This is a genomic window from Catenuloplanes japonicus (assembly GCF_000717135.1).
Lineage (GTDB): Bacteria > Actinomycetota > Actinomycetes > Mycobacteriales > Micromonosporaceae > Catenuloplanes > Catenuloplanes japonicus.
Genome location: NZ_JNXY01000039.1, coordinates 75,279 through 90,725, shown reverse-complemented (window position 1 = coordinate 90,725; position 15,447 = coordinate 75,279). Strand labels below are relative to the sequence as shown.

Sequence of the window (15,447 nt, the reverse complement as noted above, 5' to 3'; positions counted from 1 at the left end):
CCAGCGACGGCACCGGCTCCGGCCGGTGGCCGGAAGCGGAGCGCCAGCGGAGTCTTCCGGCCACCGGAGGTTGGCCCGCGGGAGCATGCGGATCGCCACCACGCCGGAAGCGGGAAAATGAATGTGATCCTCAGCGGATGCGGTCGCCGGCCGAGTCGAAGAGCAGCAGGCGGTCCAGGTCTACCGCGATCGTCAGGTTCTCGCCGGGTCTGGGCAGGCCGGAGGCGGCCGGAACGCGCACCACCAGGTCCCCGTCGGTCCGGTTCTCGTCCACATCGGACGGCTCGTAGGCGGGGTAGAAGCCGTACTCGGTGCGTGCGGTCGCGGGCGGCTCCGTGCCGCGGGGCAGCAGGCGGCCGATCGGGCTACGGCGCGGCGGCTCGTCGGGCGGGTCCGCGAGCAGGCCCGCGAGGTGCGCCGGATCCGGTGTGCTGATCATGGTCTGGGCCGGCGGCGTCGGCAGGCCGCCGGTGTCGAGGTAGACGATGCCCTCGTGGCCGTGGTTCTCCACGTGCCGCACCCTGCCCCGCAGGCAGGCGCCGTCCACGTCGCCGGTGGCGCGCAACGCGTCGGGGCGCAGGCCGACCGTGACCCGGCCGTGCCGCAGCAGCGCCGCAGCCCGCGCGTCGCCGGCCGGCAGCGTCAGCACCTGACTGCCCAGGTCCACGGTCACCCGGTCGTCCGCGGGGTAGACCGCGCCCTCGAACAGGTTCGCGCGTGGCCGGCCGAGGAACGCGGCGACGAACACGGTGGCCGGGTCGTCGTAGACCTCGCGCGGCGTGCCGGCCTGCTGGAGCACGCCGTCGCGGAGCACGGCCACCCGGTCCGCGACGGACAGCGCCTCGGCCTGGTCGTGCGTGACGTAGAGCGTGGTCACGCCGATCCGGCGCGCGGTCGCGGCCACCTCGCCGCGCAGTTCGGCCCGCAGACCGGCGTCCAGGTGGGCCAGCGGCTCGTCGAGCAGGAAGACGCGCGGCGCGCGGACCAGCGCGCGGGCCATGGCGACGCGCTGCCGTTCGCCGCCGGAGAGCTGGCCGGGCCGCCGGTCCAGCAGGCCGCCGAGCCCGAGCTGGGCCGCGGTGCGTGCGACCAGCACGGCCACGTCGGGCGCAAACCGCAGCGGGAAGCCGATGTTCTCCGCGACCGTGAGGTGCGGGTAGAGCGCGTAGTGCTGGAAGACCATCGCCACGTTCCGGTCGCGCGTGCGCAGGTGGTCGACGATCTGGTCGTCGAACCGGACGTGGCCCGAGGTCGCGGTCTCCAGGCCCGCCACCAGCCGCAGCACCGTGGACTTGCCGCACCCGCTCGGCCCGAGCAGGACCAGCAGCTCGCCGTCGCGGGCCTCCAGCGTGAGACCGTTCACGGCCACGGTGCCGTCGTCGAACACCTTGGTCAGGTGGTCGAGCGCCACGGCCGTCATGCGGACATGGTGTGACGGGTCCGCGCCCGTGCGCCACATCACATCGACGGACGGCGCTCTCCTCGCGCCGAGCGGCGTTCTCAGGTCCGGCGTTCTCAGGTGCGGCGGTCGAGCCACCCGTCGCCGTCGGTGTCGGTGAGCCGCTCGTCGACCGTGCCGTCCCGGTCGACGTCGTAGTCCGCGAAGTCGACGATGCCGTCCGCGTCCACGTCGTGCCCGATGAAGTCGGCGCGGCCGTCGCCGTCGCGGTCCACCAGGATCTCCACGCCGCCGCCCGGACGCCCGCGCACGGTGTGCGCGTCCCAGGTGCCGTCGCCGTCCGCGTCCACCCTGGTCTGATAGCCCTCGGGCACCGGCAGGTCGCCGGCTCCCTGGGCCGCCGGAAGGCCGCCCGGCCCCTGGGCCGCCGGCAGGTCACCGCCGAAGCCCTGCAGCTCGCCGCCGAAGCCCTGGGCCGCCGGCGGGGCCTCGCCGAAGCCGGACGAGGCGGCGCCGCCCGCGAGCGAGTAACCGGTGGGCGCGGCGCCGCCGGTGACCGAGTGCGGCGCGGTGCCGCCGGTGATCGAGTAGCCGGTCGGCGCGGCGCCGCCGGTGACCGAGTGCGGCGGTGCGGCACCGAAACCGTCGGACGACGGCGGCGCGGTGCCGAACCCGTCCAGATTGAACAGTCCGAAGACGCTGGACTGGTTGGTCCGCGCCTCCACCGCGCTCTGCACGCCGTCGCCCGGCCCGGACGCCACCTGGCTGCGCAGCAGCGCCGCCTCGTCCGGCGACAGCGCGTAGCCGGAAAGCGCCCGGTCCGGGTCCGCGGCAAGCGCGGCCGCGAAGGCCGGATCGGTGATCAGTCGCTCCAGGGCGTCGTCGAAGCTCCGCATCGGTTCATCGTCGGGCACCACCGTCACGTACGGCAATCACTGGATCAGTCGAGTTCCGGCATCGGGATCGGCTGCGGCCGCGGGTGGCAGGCACCGCACTGGATCGCGTCCTCGACGACCAGGCCCTCGGCGCGACGGCGCGACTCGGACCGGTGCACCTCCAGCAGGAACGGTCCGAAGCGCGCGTGATCCTCACACACGCCCCGGCCGCAGAACTTGCAGGAGCCGCGCGCGGCCTTGGCACAGAACCAGCAGAGCACGTGGTCTCCTCAGAAGATGATCGTTGACGGCGGGACGGAGGAGATCGTCGGCGACTGGTCGACAGGCGCGGACGGGGTGATCGTCCCGCTGGAGATCACCGGCCCACTGGGTGACGACGACGGCCCCTCCGTTGGCGGCGGCGGGCTGGCCGACGGCGTCGGCGACGGCGGATTCGTGGTGCGGACCGGAGGCGTCGGCGACGTGGTGGTCCGGGACGGCGTCGGCGACCGGGTCACCGGCGGCGGAACCACTCCGCCGTCGTCATCCTCGTCATCCGCCGGCGTGGACGGGGTCGGCGACGACGAGTCCGAGGCCGAGGGGGTCGGCGACGGGGACTCCGACGGCGATTCCGACACGGCCGGCGTCGGGGACACGGACGGCGTGGACGACGGCGTCGGCAGCGGGTCCGGCAGGCCGTCACCGCAGTCCAGCTCGCCGCCGGTCTGCGGCTGCGTGATCCGGTCCGCGCGCACCTCGCCACGCGACACCACGGCCTGGCCGCTGGCGACCGCGTACCACGCGGCCTCGGTGCTGGTGATCGAGACGCGTGCGCTGGAGATCTCCAGCGACAGCGGTGCGAACGCGCCCGTGGTGGACGCGGTGTCGGAGAGGATCCGCCCGTTGGACAGGTCCAGCGTGCCGGACGGTGTCCGCACCCGGTCGCCGTCGCTGTGCAGGTCACGGATCGCGGCGCTGCTGCCGGCACAGAGCACGGAGATCGCGCCGCCGCGGAACGTCAGCGACGCCCGCGAGCTGCCCCCGACCGTGATCTCGGCGCCGATCGGCAGCTGGTAGCGGCCGCCCTCGTCGAGCGTGATCCGCCGGCCCGGCACGGTGACGTCGACCGCGCCGGTCTCCGCGGTGAGCAGCACCCGGTCGGACGGCATCTCGGCCCAGGCCGGCCCGGGACGCAGCTGCCCGGCGGTGAGCGCCAGCGCGAGCAGCAGGAGCAGCAGCACCAGCCACCAGAGCCGTCGCTCGAACCGGCCGTCGAGCCCGTAGTCGACGCCGCCCGGCGGCATCCCGGGCGGGGCCGCGAGCGGTGGATAGTCGCCGCCGGAGTGCACGCCGACCGCGGGCCGCAGCGGCGGCCGGTCCGTACCGTCGAACGACGCGCTGCCGGCGAACGTGGCGGACGCGCCGGCCATCGCCGGGATGGTCCAGAGCCGCACGGGCGTGCGCGCGACCGCGACCGCGCCCGGGAAGCCCTCGCCCACCGGGCCGATCATGGTGCCGCGCCGCAGCTCCCCGCCGTCCGGCAGCACGATCGCGCCGGACTCGACGATCACCGCGTCCGTGGGGCCGTCCAGCCGGATCGGCTCGCCCGGGTTGATGCTGGAGGAGCGGGCGGCCGCGAGCATGCCCATCCGGCCCTCGGGTGAGAGGCCGGTGAGTGCGGGGGTGTCGTCGAAGAGCGCCTCCGCGTAGCGGCGATCCGCGGGCGGCGGGCCGGGCAGCGGGCCGACCACGTCCGCGACCAGCGTGGACGGGACGGAGAGGAGCACGGCGTCGCCCGCGACGTACCAGTCCAGCGCGGACGGTGCGCCGGCCAGCGCGGCGTCCAGCCCGACCGTGTCGCCGGGGCCGGCCTGCTGTCGCAGGATGCCGCCCGGGTCGCCGGGCCGGCGTCCGACCAGCGCGCCCTCGACCACGACGTACACCTTCGACTGCGCGCCGGAGGCGAACAGCAGCTGGCGGCCGTCGCCGGGGCGATCCCAGCGCGCCCGCTCGGCGAGCCGGGCCAGCACCTCCGCGGGCAGCCGGCCGAGCATCGAGCGGTTGAGCGCGTGCAGGCGGCGGGGTGCGTCCTCGGCCCGCTTCGCCTCCTGCCGCGCGGTGCGGAACCGTCGCAGGCGACGGGAGATCCAGCCCATCAACAGGTACGCCAGTGGCGCGCCCAGCCCGCCCACGACCAGCAGGAGCAGCAGCCGCGGGCCGAACCCGCCGTGCCAGAGCGCGCTGACCAGGCCCTGGACCCGGTCGGACCAGACCCGGTAGAAGATGTTCGCGGCGACGACCATCCACAGCACCGCGAGCGTGCCGTAGAGCGCGACCAGCCGGCCCTCCCGGTCCAGCTCGGCCCAGCGCGGCGGACGTCGGCGCAGGCGACCGCCGACGAACGCGAGGCCGCGTGCGCGCAGGTTCGGAATCTCCAGCCAGTCCATCAGCAGGTAGTAGCCGTCCAGCGCGAGCAGCGGGTTCATGTTGAACAGCGCGTTCAGGTACCACGCGAAGGCCAGCTTGAACGCCAGCGGCGCCACGGCCGGGAAGATCAGCCCGACGATCTGCGCGGAGCCGGCCAGCACCAGGCCGGCGGCCGGCCCGGCGAGCGTGGTGCGCAGGCGGGCGCGGCGCCCGGCCATCCACACGTCGCTGGTGTCCACGAAGACGGACGGGATGCCGAAGTAGACGAGGAAGCCCGCGGCCGGCACCCGGCGGCCGACGTGCTTGGCCGCGAGCGCATGGCCGAGCTCGTGCGCGGCGAGCGCGGTGAAGTTGAGCGCGAGCAGCACGATCGCGCCGACCAGGAACGAACCGTTGGAGATGAAGACGGACTGGTCGCCGCGCCACCACGTCCAGGCGAAGAGGCCGAAGCCGGCCAGCGCCACGATGCCGAAGAGCACGGCCGCGACCGGCGTGAAGAACAGCCGCCCGCCGAACCGGTAGAGCGTGTCGATGAGCGGGTCGACGTTGGCGACCACCATCCGGCGGCCGCGCGCGGCGGCCAGGAGCCCGGCGCCGAGGCGCAGCGGGAACGGGCGGCGGCGCACCTTCTCCAGCGGCCCGAACGCGTCGACCGGCAGCTCGCCGAGCATGTGGTTGGCCGCGAGGTCGGCGACGATGCGGCGCACCTGGTCCGGCGCGAGCCGGCCGGATATGTGGGCGAACTCCGCGACCAGCCGGGCGACGGTCCGCGAACCGTCCATCAGCTGGGCGAGCTGCCACTCCTCCGGGCTGAGCCGCAGGTAGCGCACGGAGACGCCGTCGTCGGGCGAGCGCAGCATCAGGTACGGCACACCGCGGACGCTGGTCAGCTCCGCGACCTCGATGCCGGCCCGGATCTCGGGCTTGGCCCGCGCCGGGTTGATCCGGTCGACGACCGCGGACCAGACATCCGTGTCGGACGGGCCGATCGGCTGACCGGGCGCGCGGCCGGCCAGTGCCTCCCAGACGCTCAGATGTGACTCAACGATCGACACTGCACGTTCTCCGTTTTCGCCTGGTGACCCCCCGTCACCCCTTACTTCCGGGGCCCCGCCGCCCTCGTCGAAGAGTATCGACCGGCCACCATGGCCCGGCCGACTACATTCGTCCTATCGGTCACGCAAGCGGACCTTGCGGCCTCCGGCGCGTCGTCCGATCGGGTGGATCACCGCTCCCACCACCGGACAAATCAGTCATCTCCGGAGTGTCTACATTGTCGGAAAGCTGACCTGTGGAAATAGAAGCGTGGCGGGCGACATGACCAACCCCCTCGGTCATGTCGCCCGCCACTTGGGAGGAGGCGGAGTCTCTGCGGCAGCTGAAACCCCGCCATGGTGCGGCTTCTTCCGGTGCGGTCAGGACGCCTCGGCGAGCGTCGTGCTGACCGTCTCCTCCTTGCCACTGCGCGTGTACGTCACGGTCATCTGCTGACCGACCTTGCCGGCCTGCACCGCGGTGATCACGTCGTCCGACCCGTTCACCGGCTTGCCGTCGATCTGGGTGATCACGTCGCCGCGCTGGATGCCGGCCTTCTGCGCCGGGCTGTCGCCGCTGACGCTGCTGACCAGCGCGCCGCCGCCCTCGGCCTCGGAGAGGCTCACGCCGAGGAACGGGTGGCTGACCTTCTGCCCGGTCTTCAGCGCCTCGGAGACCTCCTTGGCCTTGTTGCTCGGGATCGCGAAGCCGAGGCCGATCGAGCCGCTGCCCTGACCGGACGTGGCGATCGCGGTGTTGATGCCGACCACCTCGCCGTTCGTGTTGACCAGCGCGCCGCCGGAGTTGCCCGGGTTGATCGGCGCGTCCGTCTGCAGCAGGCCCGCGATGGTGGACTGCCGGCCGGACGGCGCGTTGCCCTCCTCCTCGCCGGCGACCTGGATCGTCCGGTCCTTGGCCGAGATGATGCCGGCCGTGACCGAGCCCTGCAGGCCCAGCGGGCTGCCCAGCGCGAGCACGGTGTCGCCGACCTTCACGGCCGCGCTGTCACCGAACTTCGCCGCCGTCAGGTCGGAGACGCCCTCGGCCTTGACCACGCCGAGGTCGGTCCGCGCGTCCGTGCCGACGACCGTGGCGTTGGCCTTGGTGCCGTCCGCGAAGACCACCACCACCCGGTTGTTCGCCGCGCCGGAGACCACGTGGTTGTTCGACAGGATGTAGCCGTCCGAGGTGAGCACCACGCCCGAGCCCTCGCCGGTGTCCGTGGTGATCGAGACGACGCTGTCCTGCACGGCCGCGGCGATCGAGGCGAGCGAGGAGCGGTCGATGACCGGTGCGGGCTCGCCGGTGCCGTTCGTGCTGGCCGTGTTCACCGGACTGCCGTCCTCGTCCATCCCCTGCGCGACGAACGCGCCGGTCAGGCCGGAGCCGAGCGCCAGCACCACGGCCGCGGCCGCGATGCCCGCGAACCGGCCGAAGCGACGGTCACCGGGAGGCGGCGGGGAGGCCGGTCCGGCGCCCGTGGCCCACGGCGGCACCGGCGGCTGACTTCCCGGGTAGCCCGGCTGGGGCTGACCGGGGTAGGCCGGCCCGTACGGACTCGCGGGCACGGCCGAGGCGGGCTGCGGTGCCCACTGCGACGCCGGTGCCTGCGGTGCGGCCGCGGGCTGCGGGGCCGGCGTGTGCACCTGCGGTCCACCGGCCGGCGCGGCCCACGGGCTCGGCGGGTACTGGTTGTAGCCGGGACGGCCGGCGGTGACCGCGGCCGGCACCGACTGGGTCACAGGCTCGGAGGTGGCGGGCCGGATCGTCTCGTCACTCGAGCCGGACGTTCCCCGCGGCCCGTCGGCCGGGTGCCGGTAGCCCTCGGCGGGGGTCCCCTGCGCCTGCTCTCCGGCGGGGGCCTGCTGCCCCTCGGGGGTGGTCTCGTGCTCGTTCATGTCTCCCACCTTCCCGCCGACATCTGCGACGGCCCTGAAATCGCCCTGAAGGTTAACTGTGAATCCAAAACGAGGGATATATCAGGGCTTATCAGGGCGGTTGCCCGCCTCTGACGAGTCGGAACCCTCATCCGGCACAAAGTCTTCCAGCTCGTCCTCAGCCTCGTCCGAGTCCGTGTCGAGCTCGGTCGGCAGCAGAGGAAGCCTTACCCGGAACGTAGCCCCGTTACCCGGCGTGCTCTCCACCTCCACCACACCCTCGTGCGAGGAGACGATCGCCGCGACGATCGCCAGACCGAGCCCGGTGCTGATCGTCCCCGCGGCCGTCCGCGTCCGGGCCGCGTCCGCCCGGTAGAACCGCTCGAACACGCGGTCGATCTGCTCCTGGGTCAGGCCGCCGCCGGTGTCCACCACCTCGGCCACACCCGCCACGCGCCGGCCGTCCGCGTCCGTCTCCGCGCGCAGCCGCAGCGTCACGGACGCGTCCGACGGCGTGTGGGTGAGCGCGTTCGTCATCAGATTGCCGAAGACCTGCCGCAGCCGGGACTCGTCGCCGGTGACCACCAGCGGCCCGGCGCCGGGCACGACCTCCAGCGTGATCTTCCGCTCCGGCGCCACCGCGCGCGCGGCCTGCACCGCGTCCGCGGCCAGCACCGGCAGCTCCACCGGGCGCAGGTCCAGCGGCCGTTCCCGGTCCAGCCGGGCCAGCAGCAGCAGATCCTCGACGAGCAGGCCCATCCTGGCCGCCTCGTCCTCGATCCGGCGCACCAGTTTCGCGGTGTCCGAGGCGGCACCCTGCCGGTACAGCTCCGCGAAGCCGCGGATCGTGGTCAGCGGCGTGCGCAGCTCGTGCGACGCGTCCGCCACGAACTGCCGCATGCGCGACTCGGAGTTCCGCGCGCGGGCCTCGGACGCCTGTGCGTGCAGCGCCGAGTCGCGCGCGATGCTCTCCGCGGAGCGGGCGGCCGCCTCGGACGCGGCACGCGCGGCGAACCCGGCCTCGATCTGGGCGAGCATCACGTTCAGCGCCCGGGACAGCCGGCCCAGCTCGCTCTGCGGCTCCTCGATCCCGGGCTCCGGGTCGGGCACGCGGCGGGTCAGGTCACCGGCCGCGATCGCGCCCGCGGTCTGCTCGATCTGGTCCAGCGGCCGCAGGCTGGTCCGCACCACGCCCGCGCCGATCGACGCCAGCATGATCAGGACCGCGCCGCCGACCAGCCCGTCGATCCAGACCAGCCGCTTCACCGCGAGATCGACCTGCTCCAGGTTCTCCCCGATGTGCAGGACCTCGCCGTTCGGCAGCACGGTGACCAGCATGCGCCAGCGAACCTTGCCGTTCTGCGACTTCACCGTGTGCTGGCGAAGCGCGGCCACGGCCTCTATCTCCTCGCGGCCCTTCGCCAGCTCCGGAAGATCGCCCTCGGTCAGGTGGCTGTCGTAGACCGGTTGCTTGCCGACGCCGCTCATCGAGGTGACCCGGCCGTAGTAGTCGGTCGGCACCTGCACCGCGCCGCCGTTCGCGAACTTGGCGGCCACGTTGGCGTCGCCGGCGATCCCGTCCAGCTGGTCGTCGACCAGCTGGACCAGGTAGGACCGCAGGAAGTAGGCGCTGCTCACGCTGATCACCACGAGCGCGGCGCCGACCAGCACCAGCACGCTCGCGACCAGCTTGAGCCGCAGCGGGGTGCTGCGCAGGCGGGCTTTCACAGCACCTACTGGGCAGGCTTACGAAGCACGTAACCCACGCCGCGCAGCGTGTGGATCAGCCGGGGCTGCGTGGTGTCGACCTTCCGCCGCAGGTAGGAGATGTACGACTCGACGATGTTGTCATCACCGCGGAAGTCGTAGTTCCACACGTGGTCCAGGATCTGCGCCTTCGACAACACCCGGTTCGCGTTCAGCATCAGGTAGCGCAGCAGCTTGAACTCGGTCGGCGACAGCTGCACCCGGTTGCCGGCGCGGTAGACCTCGTGCGTCTCCTCGTCCAGCTCCAGATCGGCGAACGTCAGCCGCGAGCTCTCCTCCGCCGTCGCGCTGGTGCGGCGCAGCACGGCCCGGATCCGCGCGGTCAGCTCCTCAAGGCTGAACGGCTTCGTCACGTAGTCGTCGCCGCCCAGCGTCAGCCCTCGGATCTTGTCGTCCGTGGCATCGCGCGCGGTCAGGAACACGACCGGCGTCCGCGTGCCGCCCTCGCGCATCAGCTTGATGACCTCGAACCCGTCCAGATCCGGCAGCATCACATCCAGCACCACGAGGTCGGGACGCCGATCCCGGGCCGCGGCCACCGCCGCGCTCCCGCTCACCGCCGTCGCGACGTCGAAGCCGGCAAAGCGCAGGCTGGCCGACAACAGCTCCAGAATATTCGGGTCGTCCTCGACGACGAGCAGTCGTGCCTCAGTCTGTGTTGCGGCCATGCCCCACATCATGGCCCGCCGTTCTGGCAGCTTTCTGGAGACCGCCTGAGAACAGTCTGTGAACCACCCCCAAGATCAAACCCACCCGTGGGTACGCCCTGCGCCCCGCATTCCCCCCGCCAGGCCACAGCGGCCGCCGGACACGGGCCGGCACCACATCAAGCGCACGACCCCGGCCCGGCGCCGACAACCGGCCACAGTCCCACGTACAGGTCGGCACCGGCCTCTCACGTAGCAGTCTCACGGGCCGGCCGGGCACAGCGCCGCGTGCCGGCCGGACGCCGCCACACGTGTCAGCCGGCCGGACGCCGCCACACGTGTCAGCCGGCACCGCGCCGCGTATCAGCCCGACGCGGTCCCACGCGCCGGCCAGGCACAGCTCCGCAGCTCCGCCTGTCCACCGGGCGCGGTCCCACGCGCCGGCCAGGCACAGCTCTGCAGCTCCGCCTATCCACCCGGGCGCGGTCCCGCGTGCCAGCCGGGCACAGCTCTGCAGCTCCGCCTATCCACCGGGCGTGGTCCCACGTGCCGGCTCGGCCGGAGGACGCCGCTACCCGCGCAACAGCCGCCGGATGCGGGTCAGCGTGGCATCAAGCACCTCACCCGCTTCCCGGACCTGATCGTCCGTGACCCGCGCGCCCCGCACCATCGCCCGTGCCTCATCGACGAACACGTCCAGTGCCGCCTCCAGCCCACTCCTCTCCGTCACGGTCTCGCGTCCCTCGCCGCTGACGGTGCCCGGCGTGAAAGGCTCAGCCTGGTCAGCCTGCCCGCCGCCGCCGTTGTCGAAGATGATCCGGATCCCGCTCGGCGTGCCGAGCGGAGGCACACCATGCGGCGGCATACCGAAGGGTGGCACTCCAGCCCCGACCCCGGATCCAGCACCGAGTCCAGCACCGGCGCCAGCTCCAGCCCCAGGTCCAACGCCAGTCCCGGTCCCAACTCCGGTTCCAGCTCCGGCTGGTTTTCCGGCCCCGGATCCAGCTCCAGCCCCAGTTCCTGCCTCGGGTCTAGTTCCTGCCCCAGCCCCAGCCCCAGGTCCAGCCCCGGCCCCGGCCCCGGCCCCGGCCCCGGCCCCGGCTGGAGCGTCGCCGGGCACGCCGAATCCGGGACGCCCCGCCGAGCCCGGTTCCGGCCGCCCGGCCGCGCCGGGCTCCTGCCACCCGGCCCTGTCGGGCGGGCCCCAGCGCGCGCCGAACGGCGGCGGGCCGGGGGCGGTCTGGCGGGTGGCGCGGGTAGCCTCGCGCAGTTCGCGTTTGAGGTCGCGGACGGAGCCCTGGACCTGGGACTGGATCTGGCCGGCCAGGCTGCTCAGGTCGCTGATGGACGCGGAGATCTCGGCCTCCAGCGCCTGCAGCTCGTCGGCCCGCGCACGCAGCTCGTCGCGGCCCGCGTCGGTGATCTCGTAGGTCTTCCGCGAACCGGCCGCCGTATGCGTCACCAGGCCCTCGGCTTCGAGCCGCGCCAGCCGCGGATAGATCGTGCCGGCGCTCGGCGCGTAGAGACCGAGGAAGCGGTTCTCCAGCAGCCGGATGAACTCGTACCCGTGCTTGGGCCCGTCGTCCAGCAGTTTGAGCAGGTAAAGGCGGAGCCGGCCATGGCTGAAAACGGCCGTCATGCCGAGCCTTCCACGGTCTGGTCGGCCGGTACCGGCCCGTCGTCCTCGCCGGGCACGATCGGGCGGGACAGCAGCGCGATGCTGCCGGAGATCGCGCTGGCGCTGAGCCGGCCCTCGCCCCGGCCGAGCCGCCCGTGCACCCCGGCGCCGCCGGTCATCGCCCGCTCCACCCGCAGTTCCGGGAACGAGCTGGTCACCCGCCCGGCGGTGGCGTGCAGGTCGACCGAGAGGTCACTGTCCTCCCGTACCCGTGCGGTGATGCTGCCGGACGTGGTGTCCAGCCGGATGTCGCTGTCCGCCGCACCCTCGAGGTCGCAGGTGATGCTGCCGGAGATCGCGGTGGCGCGCACGCGCCCGGCCTGACTGTCGGCCAGGATCAGCTCGCCGGAGACCGTGTCCATGATCAGCTCGCCGGCCATGCCCAGCGCTTCGACCGGGCCGGACACCAGGTTCGCCCGGGTGCGGCCACCGAGGCCCATCAGCGTGACACTGCCGGACGTGACCTCGACGTCGGTGCGGGTGCGCAGGCCGGAGGCGATCACCTTGCCCGACAGGAGCCCGAGGTGCGCCTCGGCCGCGGCCGGCACCGCGATCGACACCTCGACCGTGCCCCGTTGAGCCATATACATGATCCACGAGAATATCCCGAGCCATCCCTCGATCCCGGCCTGACGGACGCGCAGCACGCCGTCCTCCAGGACCACCTCGACGGCCCGGTTGCCCACCCTGGACACCTCGACCCGCGCGGGACCGTCGGCGCCGATCACCGTCAACCGGCCCACCACCAGGCTCACCTCGAGGCGGTGCACCTCCTCGTCGCAGGTGATCTTGGTTGGCCTCTCCACCGTCCACGTCGCCATGTCGCCCCCAAGCGCTCACGTCCCTGCCGGCCACTATACGAGATACATCGCGATATAGCTACGGGTTCAGCTGCGCCCGTGCCGCCTCGGCATGGGACGGATCGCCGGTCTCCAGCGCGTACACCCCGTAGTTGATCGGGCCGGCCGCCAGCAACGCCGCACACCGTTCCGCGAGCCGCTCCGGCACCACGCCACCCGCCTCGCGATATGTCTCGACCAGCAGGTCGAACGTGCCCGGCGAGATCATGTGGTGGTACATGAAGTCGATCGCCGGATCACCCACTCGCGCGGTGGTCCAGTCCAGCACGCTGAGCACGACCGGTGCGGCACCCTCCGAGGCCGACGCGGCGCCGTCGTGGTCGGGGCCGAGCAGCAGGTGCGCCGGGTACAGCTCGCCGTGCGTCAACGTCCGCCGCTCCGGCCAGAGCCCGTCGTCCGTCAGCCACGCCCTCCATCGGTCCCGCAGCGCGGCCGAGGTCGGGAACGCCTCCTCCACGCGGCGCAGATGATCCCGCCACTCCGCGCGGACCTCGGCGACGGTCATCGCCGGCACGCCCGCCGCGGCCGCCTCGTCCACGTCGATGGCGTGCAGTGCCGCGATCAGCCGGCCGAGCGACCGGGCATAGTCCTCGGACTCCCGGTCGAAGTGCCAGTGCGTCTCACCGGTCGTGTCGTCCACGGTCAGGCCCGGACGGCCCGGCAGCAGCGGATAGGCGATCAGGTCCGCCTCACGCACCCGCCAGTCAGGCACCGCGGCCGGCAGGCGCGGACCCACGAAATCCAGAACCCGCGACTCCGCCGCGATTTTCGCGGCCATGCCCGGACGGCGCGGGATCCGCAGCACCCAGGACTCGCCGCCCGCCGACTCCGCGAACGCGACGCGATAGTCCAGCCCCGCCTCCACGAACCGGAGCGTCGCCACCTCGACCGCGATGCCATGCCGTGCCGCGAGCGCGGCAACCGCCGCCAGGTCATCCAGATCCGTCATGTCCTCCCCCGCCCCGTGGCCCGCAGAATCCGTCACGCTCTCCTCCGCCTCCCGCCCGCTCAGACCCTTCACGCTCTCCCGCCTCACGGCCGCTCGAATCGTTCACGCCCTCCCCGCCTCACGGTCGGCCAGACCTTCACGCTCTCGCAGCCTCACGGCCAGCCAACCCTTCACGCTCTCGCAGCCTCACGGCCTGAGCTCTCGCAGCCTCACGGCTAACCTCTCGCGGCCTCACGGTCGGGCAGATCCGCGCACTGCCCTGTCTCTCGGCCGGTTCGGTCCGTCGCGCCCTCCCGCCTCACGGCCGGGCTCGGTCCGTCGCGTTCCTTCCCCGGTCGGCCTGCTCCCGCTTGGCGCCGCCTGCCTCCCGGCGCAACGGCTGACCACACTCATCCGTCTGCTCCTTGCTCCGGACTGCCCGATTCGGCCGGCCAGCGGTGCAGCTCGCCAGGCTGAGGTGCCGGACCCGGCAGTGCCACGTCGCCGGGGCCCTCCACCCGTGCCAGGCCGTGGACCAGCAGCGCCAGGTGCCGGCGGCGGAGCTGCATGGTCCGGAAACCGTCGCCGGACCGGATCGCGGCACAGCCCTCCAGAATCAGCGCGACGTCCTCCGCCACCACGTCCGCCCGCAGCCGTCCGCTCGCGTGCGCCCGCTCGATGAGGAGTGCGACCCCCCGGTCCGCCCGAGCTGCGATCTCGCGGAGCTCCGGCGTCGGCGTGAACGCGCCCGCCAGCCGCGTGGTGAGCGCATGCACGTCGGCGTCGACCACACGCTCCAGGAAACGGGCCAGTGCGACCCAGCCGTCCGGCTCCGCCTCGACGGCCTCCGCCTCGACGATCATCCGCTGCAGGCCGCTGCGGCACAGCTGCCGCAACATGTCTTCCTTACCCGCATATCTCCGGTACAGCGCACTGATGCCGACGCCGGCCCGCCCTGCCACCGCGGAGATCGGCGCGCCCGGATCGTGCACGAACACGTCGCGCGCCGCGGTCAGGATCGCCTCGTCGTTGCGCTTCGCGTGCCCGCGCCGGCCGGACAGCCCGCGGCTGGATTCGTCGCTCACCGCTCGACCGTACCACTGGAACGGATCGTTCCGCTCCGCTATGGTAGAGCGGAACAGATGATTCCGTTCCGATCGGCACCGTTTGTGCCGGCACAAACGCGACCGCGACCTGGCACACGGAAGGGCACGAACCATGAACACGCTGATCGACCCGCCGTTCCTCTGGCGCGACCTGCTCGCCGACGCGCACTCCGCGCTGCGCCTGGTGGTCAAACACGTCCCGGTCGGCGGGTGGGACCTGCCCACGCCGTGCGGCGGATGGACCGTCACACAGGTTCTCCAGCACACGACCGGCGACCAGGCCTCCTTCGCCGCGGCCATCACCGGCGGCCCCTGGCCGTCAGAGGATCCGTTCACCCCGTCCGGCCACCTCGTGACCGACCCGATGCGCGTGACACTGGAGGCGATCGCGCGGGCCCGCGCCGCCTTCGCCTCCGTGATCGATGCCGAGGTCGCGGTGCCGACGCCGTTGCCGCTCGGCCCGATGTCCCCGCTGCTGGCCGGCGGGGCCTGCGCGCTCGACGCCGCGATCCACGCGTGGGACATCGCGGTCGCCACCCATCAGCCCTCTCCACTGACCCCCGAGACCGCACACGCGCTGCTCGCCGTGGCCACCGAGATCGTCGAGCCACTGCGCCCGTTCGGTGCGTTCGCGCCCCCGTTCGATCCGCTGGCCGAGGCGATGGCACGCGGCCGCGCCTACACCGGCGACCTCCCCGACGACGACGCTTCCTCCCTGCTCCGCTACCTCGGCCGCAACCCCGCCTGGACCCCCTGACCCGCGCACGGCACGACACGACGCTTTCTGTTGAGCATGGTCAGGCTCGGCAGAAAGCCTCCGGGCCGCGTCACATGGCGGTCCCGGAGGC

General features: G+C 73.0%; 12 protein-coding genes. 1 reads left to right on the top strand and 11 read right to left on the bottom strand.

Features of this window, described 5'->3' with window-relative positions; translation table 11 throughout:
• Nucleotides 1-130: 130 nt before the first annotated feature.
• The 11 genes from OP04_RS52545 to OP04_RS41705 form a co-directional block, all read right to left on the bottom strand.
• Nucleotides 131-1,420, bottom strand: coding sequence for an ABC transporter ATP-binding protein (locus tag OP04_RS52545; protein WP_085067209.1), 1,290 nt, complete (start codon nt 1,418-1,420; stop codon nt 131-133).
• A 95-nt stretch (nt 1,421-1,515) separates the two neighbouring features.
• A complete protein-coding gene (locus tag OP04_RS50695; RefSeq protein WP_157241077.1) occupies nt 1,516-2,295 on the bottom strand; it encodes a hypothetical protein in 780 nt (259 codons plus the stop codon).
• Between the two features lie 44 nt (nt 2,296-2,339).
• Complete coding sequence (locus tag OP04_RS41745) at nt 2,340-2,555, bottom strand: hypothetical protein (protein WP_033345543.1); 216 nt, start codon at nt 2,553-2,555, stop codon at nt 2,340-2,342.
• Between the two features lie 9 nt (nt 2,556-2,564).
• On the bottom strand, nt 2,565-5,756 hold the full coding sequence (locus tag OP04_RS41740) for a M50 family metallopeptidase (RefSeq protein WP_051799884.1): 3,192 nt from the start codon (nt 5,754-5,756) through the stop codon (nt 2,565-2,567).
• 360 nt (nt 5,757-6,116) lie between these two features.
• Nucleotides 6,117-7,634, bottom strand: coding sequence for a S1C family serine protease (locus OP04_RS41735; RefSeq protein WP_033345542.1), 1,518 nt, complete (start codon nt 7,632-7,634; stop codon nt 6,117-6,119).
• 81 nt (nt 7,635-7,715) lie between these two features.
• Nucleotides 7,716-9,341 (bottom strand): sensor histidine kinase, encoded by a 1,626-nt coding sequence (locus tag OP04_RS41730; RefSeq protein ID WP_063746859.1) that lies wholly within the window; start codon nt 9,339-9,341, stop codon nt 7,716-7,718.
• 5 nt (nt 9,342-9,346) lie between these two features.
• Entirely contained in the window at nt 9,347-10,048 is a 702-nt protein-coding gene (locus OP04_RS41725) for a response regulator transcription factor (RefSeq protein ID WP_033345541.1), read from the bottom strand.
• Nucleotides 10,049-10,598: 550 nt separating this feature from the next.
• Nucleotides 10,599-11,666, bottom strand: coding sequence for a helix-turn-helix transcriptional regulator (locus OP04_RS56105; protein WP_232323935.1), 1,068 nt, complete (start codon nt 11,664-11,666; stop codon nt 10,599-10,601).
• Nucleotides 11,663-12,526, bottom strand: a complete 864-nt coding sequence (locus tag OP04_RS41715) for a DUF4097 family beta strand repeat-containing protein (RefSeq protein ID WP_051799883.1) — start codon at nt 12,524-12,526, stop codon at nt 11,663-11,665. The genes OP04_RS56105 and OP04_RS41715 overlap by 4 nt, the downstream gene beginning before the upstream one ends.
• Before the next feature lie 58 nt (nt 12,527-12,584).
• The gene (locus OP04_RS41710; RefSeq protein ID WP_033345540.1) at nt 12,585-13,514 is read right to left on the bottom strand and encodes a macrolide 2'-phosphotransferase; all 930 of its coding nucleotides are present in this window, start codon (nt 13,512-13,514) and stop codon (nt 12,585-12,587) included.
• A 389-nt stretch (nt 13,515-13,903) separates the two neighbouring features.
• Nucleotides 13,904-14,578, bottom strand: coding sequence for a TetR/AcrR family transcriptional regulator (locus tag OP04_RS41705; RefSeq protein ID WP_033345539.1), 675 nt, complete (start codon nt 14,576-14,578; stop codon nt 13,904-13,906).
• A 133-nt stretch (nt 14,579-14,711) separates the two neighbouring features.
• Here OP04_RS41705 and OP04_RS41700 point away from each other — a divergent pair, with 133 nt between their 5' ends.
• Complete coding sequence (locus tag OP04_RS41700; RefSeq protein ID WP_033345538.1) at nt 14,712-15,356, top strand: TIGR03086 family metal-binding protein; 645 nt, start codon at nt 14,712-14,714, stop codon at nt 15,354-15,356.
• Nucleotides 15,357-15,447: the final 91 nt, after the last annotated feature.

Bases quoted from the DNA above. Each gene is read 5' to 3' on its own strand.
- OP04_RS52545 (WP_085067209.1), bottom strand. From the start codon at position 1,420: ATGACGGCCGTGGCGCTCGACCACCTGACCAAGGTGTTCGACGACGGC.
- OP04_RS50695 (WP_157241077.1), bottom strand. From the start codon at position 2,295: ATGCGGAGCTTCGACGACGCCCTGGAGCGACTGATCACCGATCCGGCC.
- OP04_RS41735 (WP_033345542.1), bottom strand. From the start codon at position 7,634: ATGAACGAGCACGAGACCACCCCCGAGGGGCAGCAGGCCCCCGCCGGA.
- OP04_RS41725 (WP_033345541.1), bottom strand. From the start codon at position 10,048: ATGGCCGCAACACAGACTGAGGCACGACTGCTCGTCGTCGAGGACGAC.
- OP04_RS56105 (WP_232323935.1), bottom strand. From the start codon at position 11,666: ATGACGGCCGTTTTCAGCCATGGCCGGCTCCGCCTTTACCTGCTCAAA.
- OP04_RS41715 (WP_051799883.1), bottom strand. From the start codon at position 12,526: ATGGCGACGTGGACGGTGGAGAGGCCAACCAAGATCACCTGCGACGAG.
- OP04_RS41710 (WP_033345540.1), bottom strand. From the start codon at position 13,514: ATGACGGATCTGGATGACCTGGCGGCGGTTGCCGCGCTCGCGGCACGG.
- OP04_RS41700 (WP_033345538.1), top strand. From the start codon at position 14,712: ATGAACACGCTGATCGACCCGCCGTTCCTCTGGCGCGACCTGCTCGCC.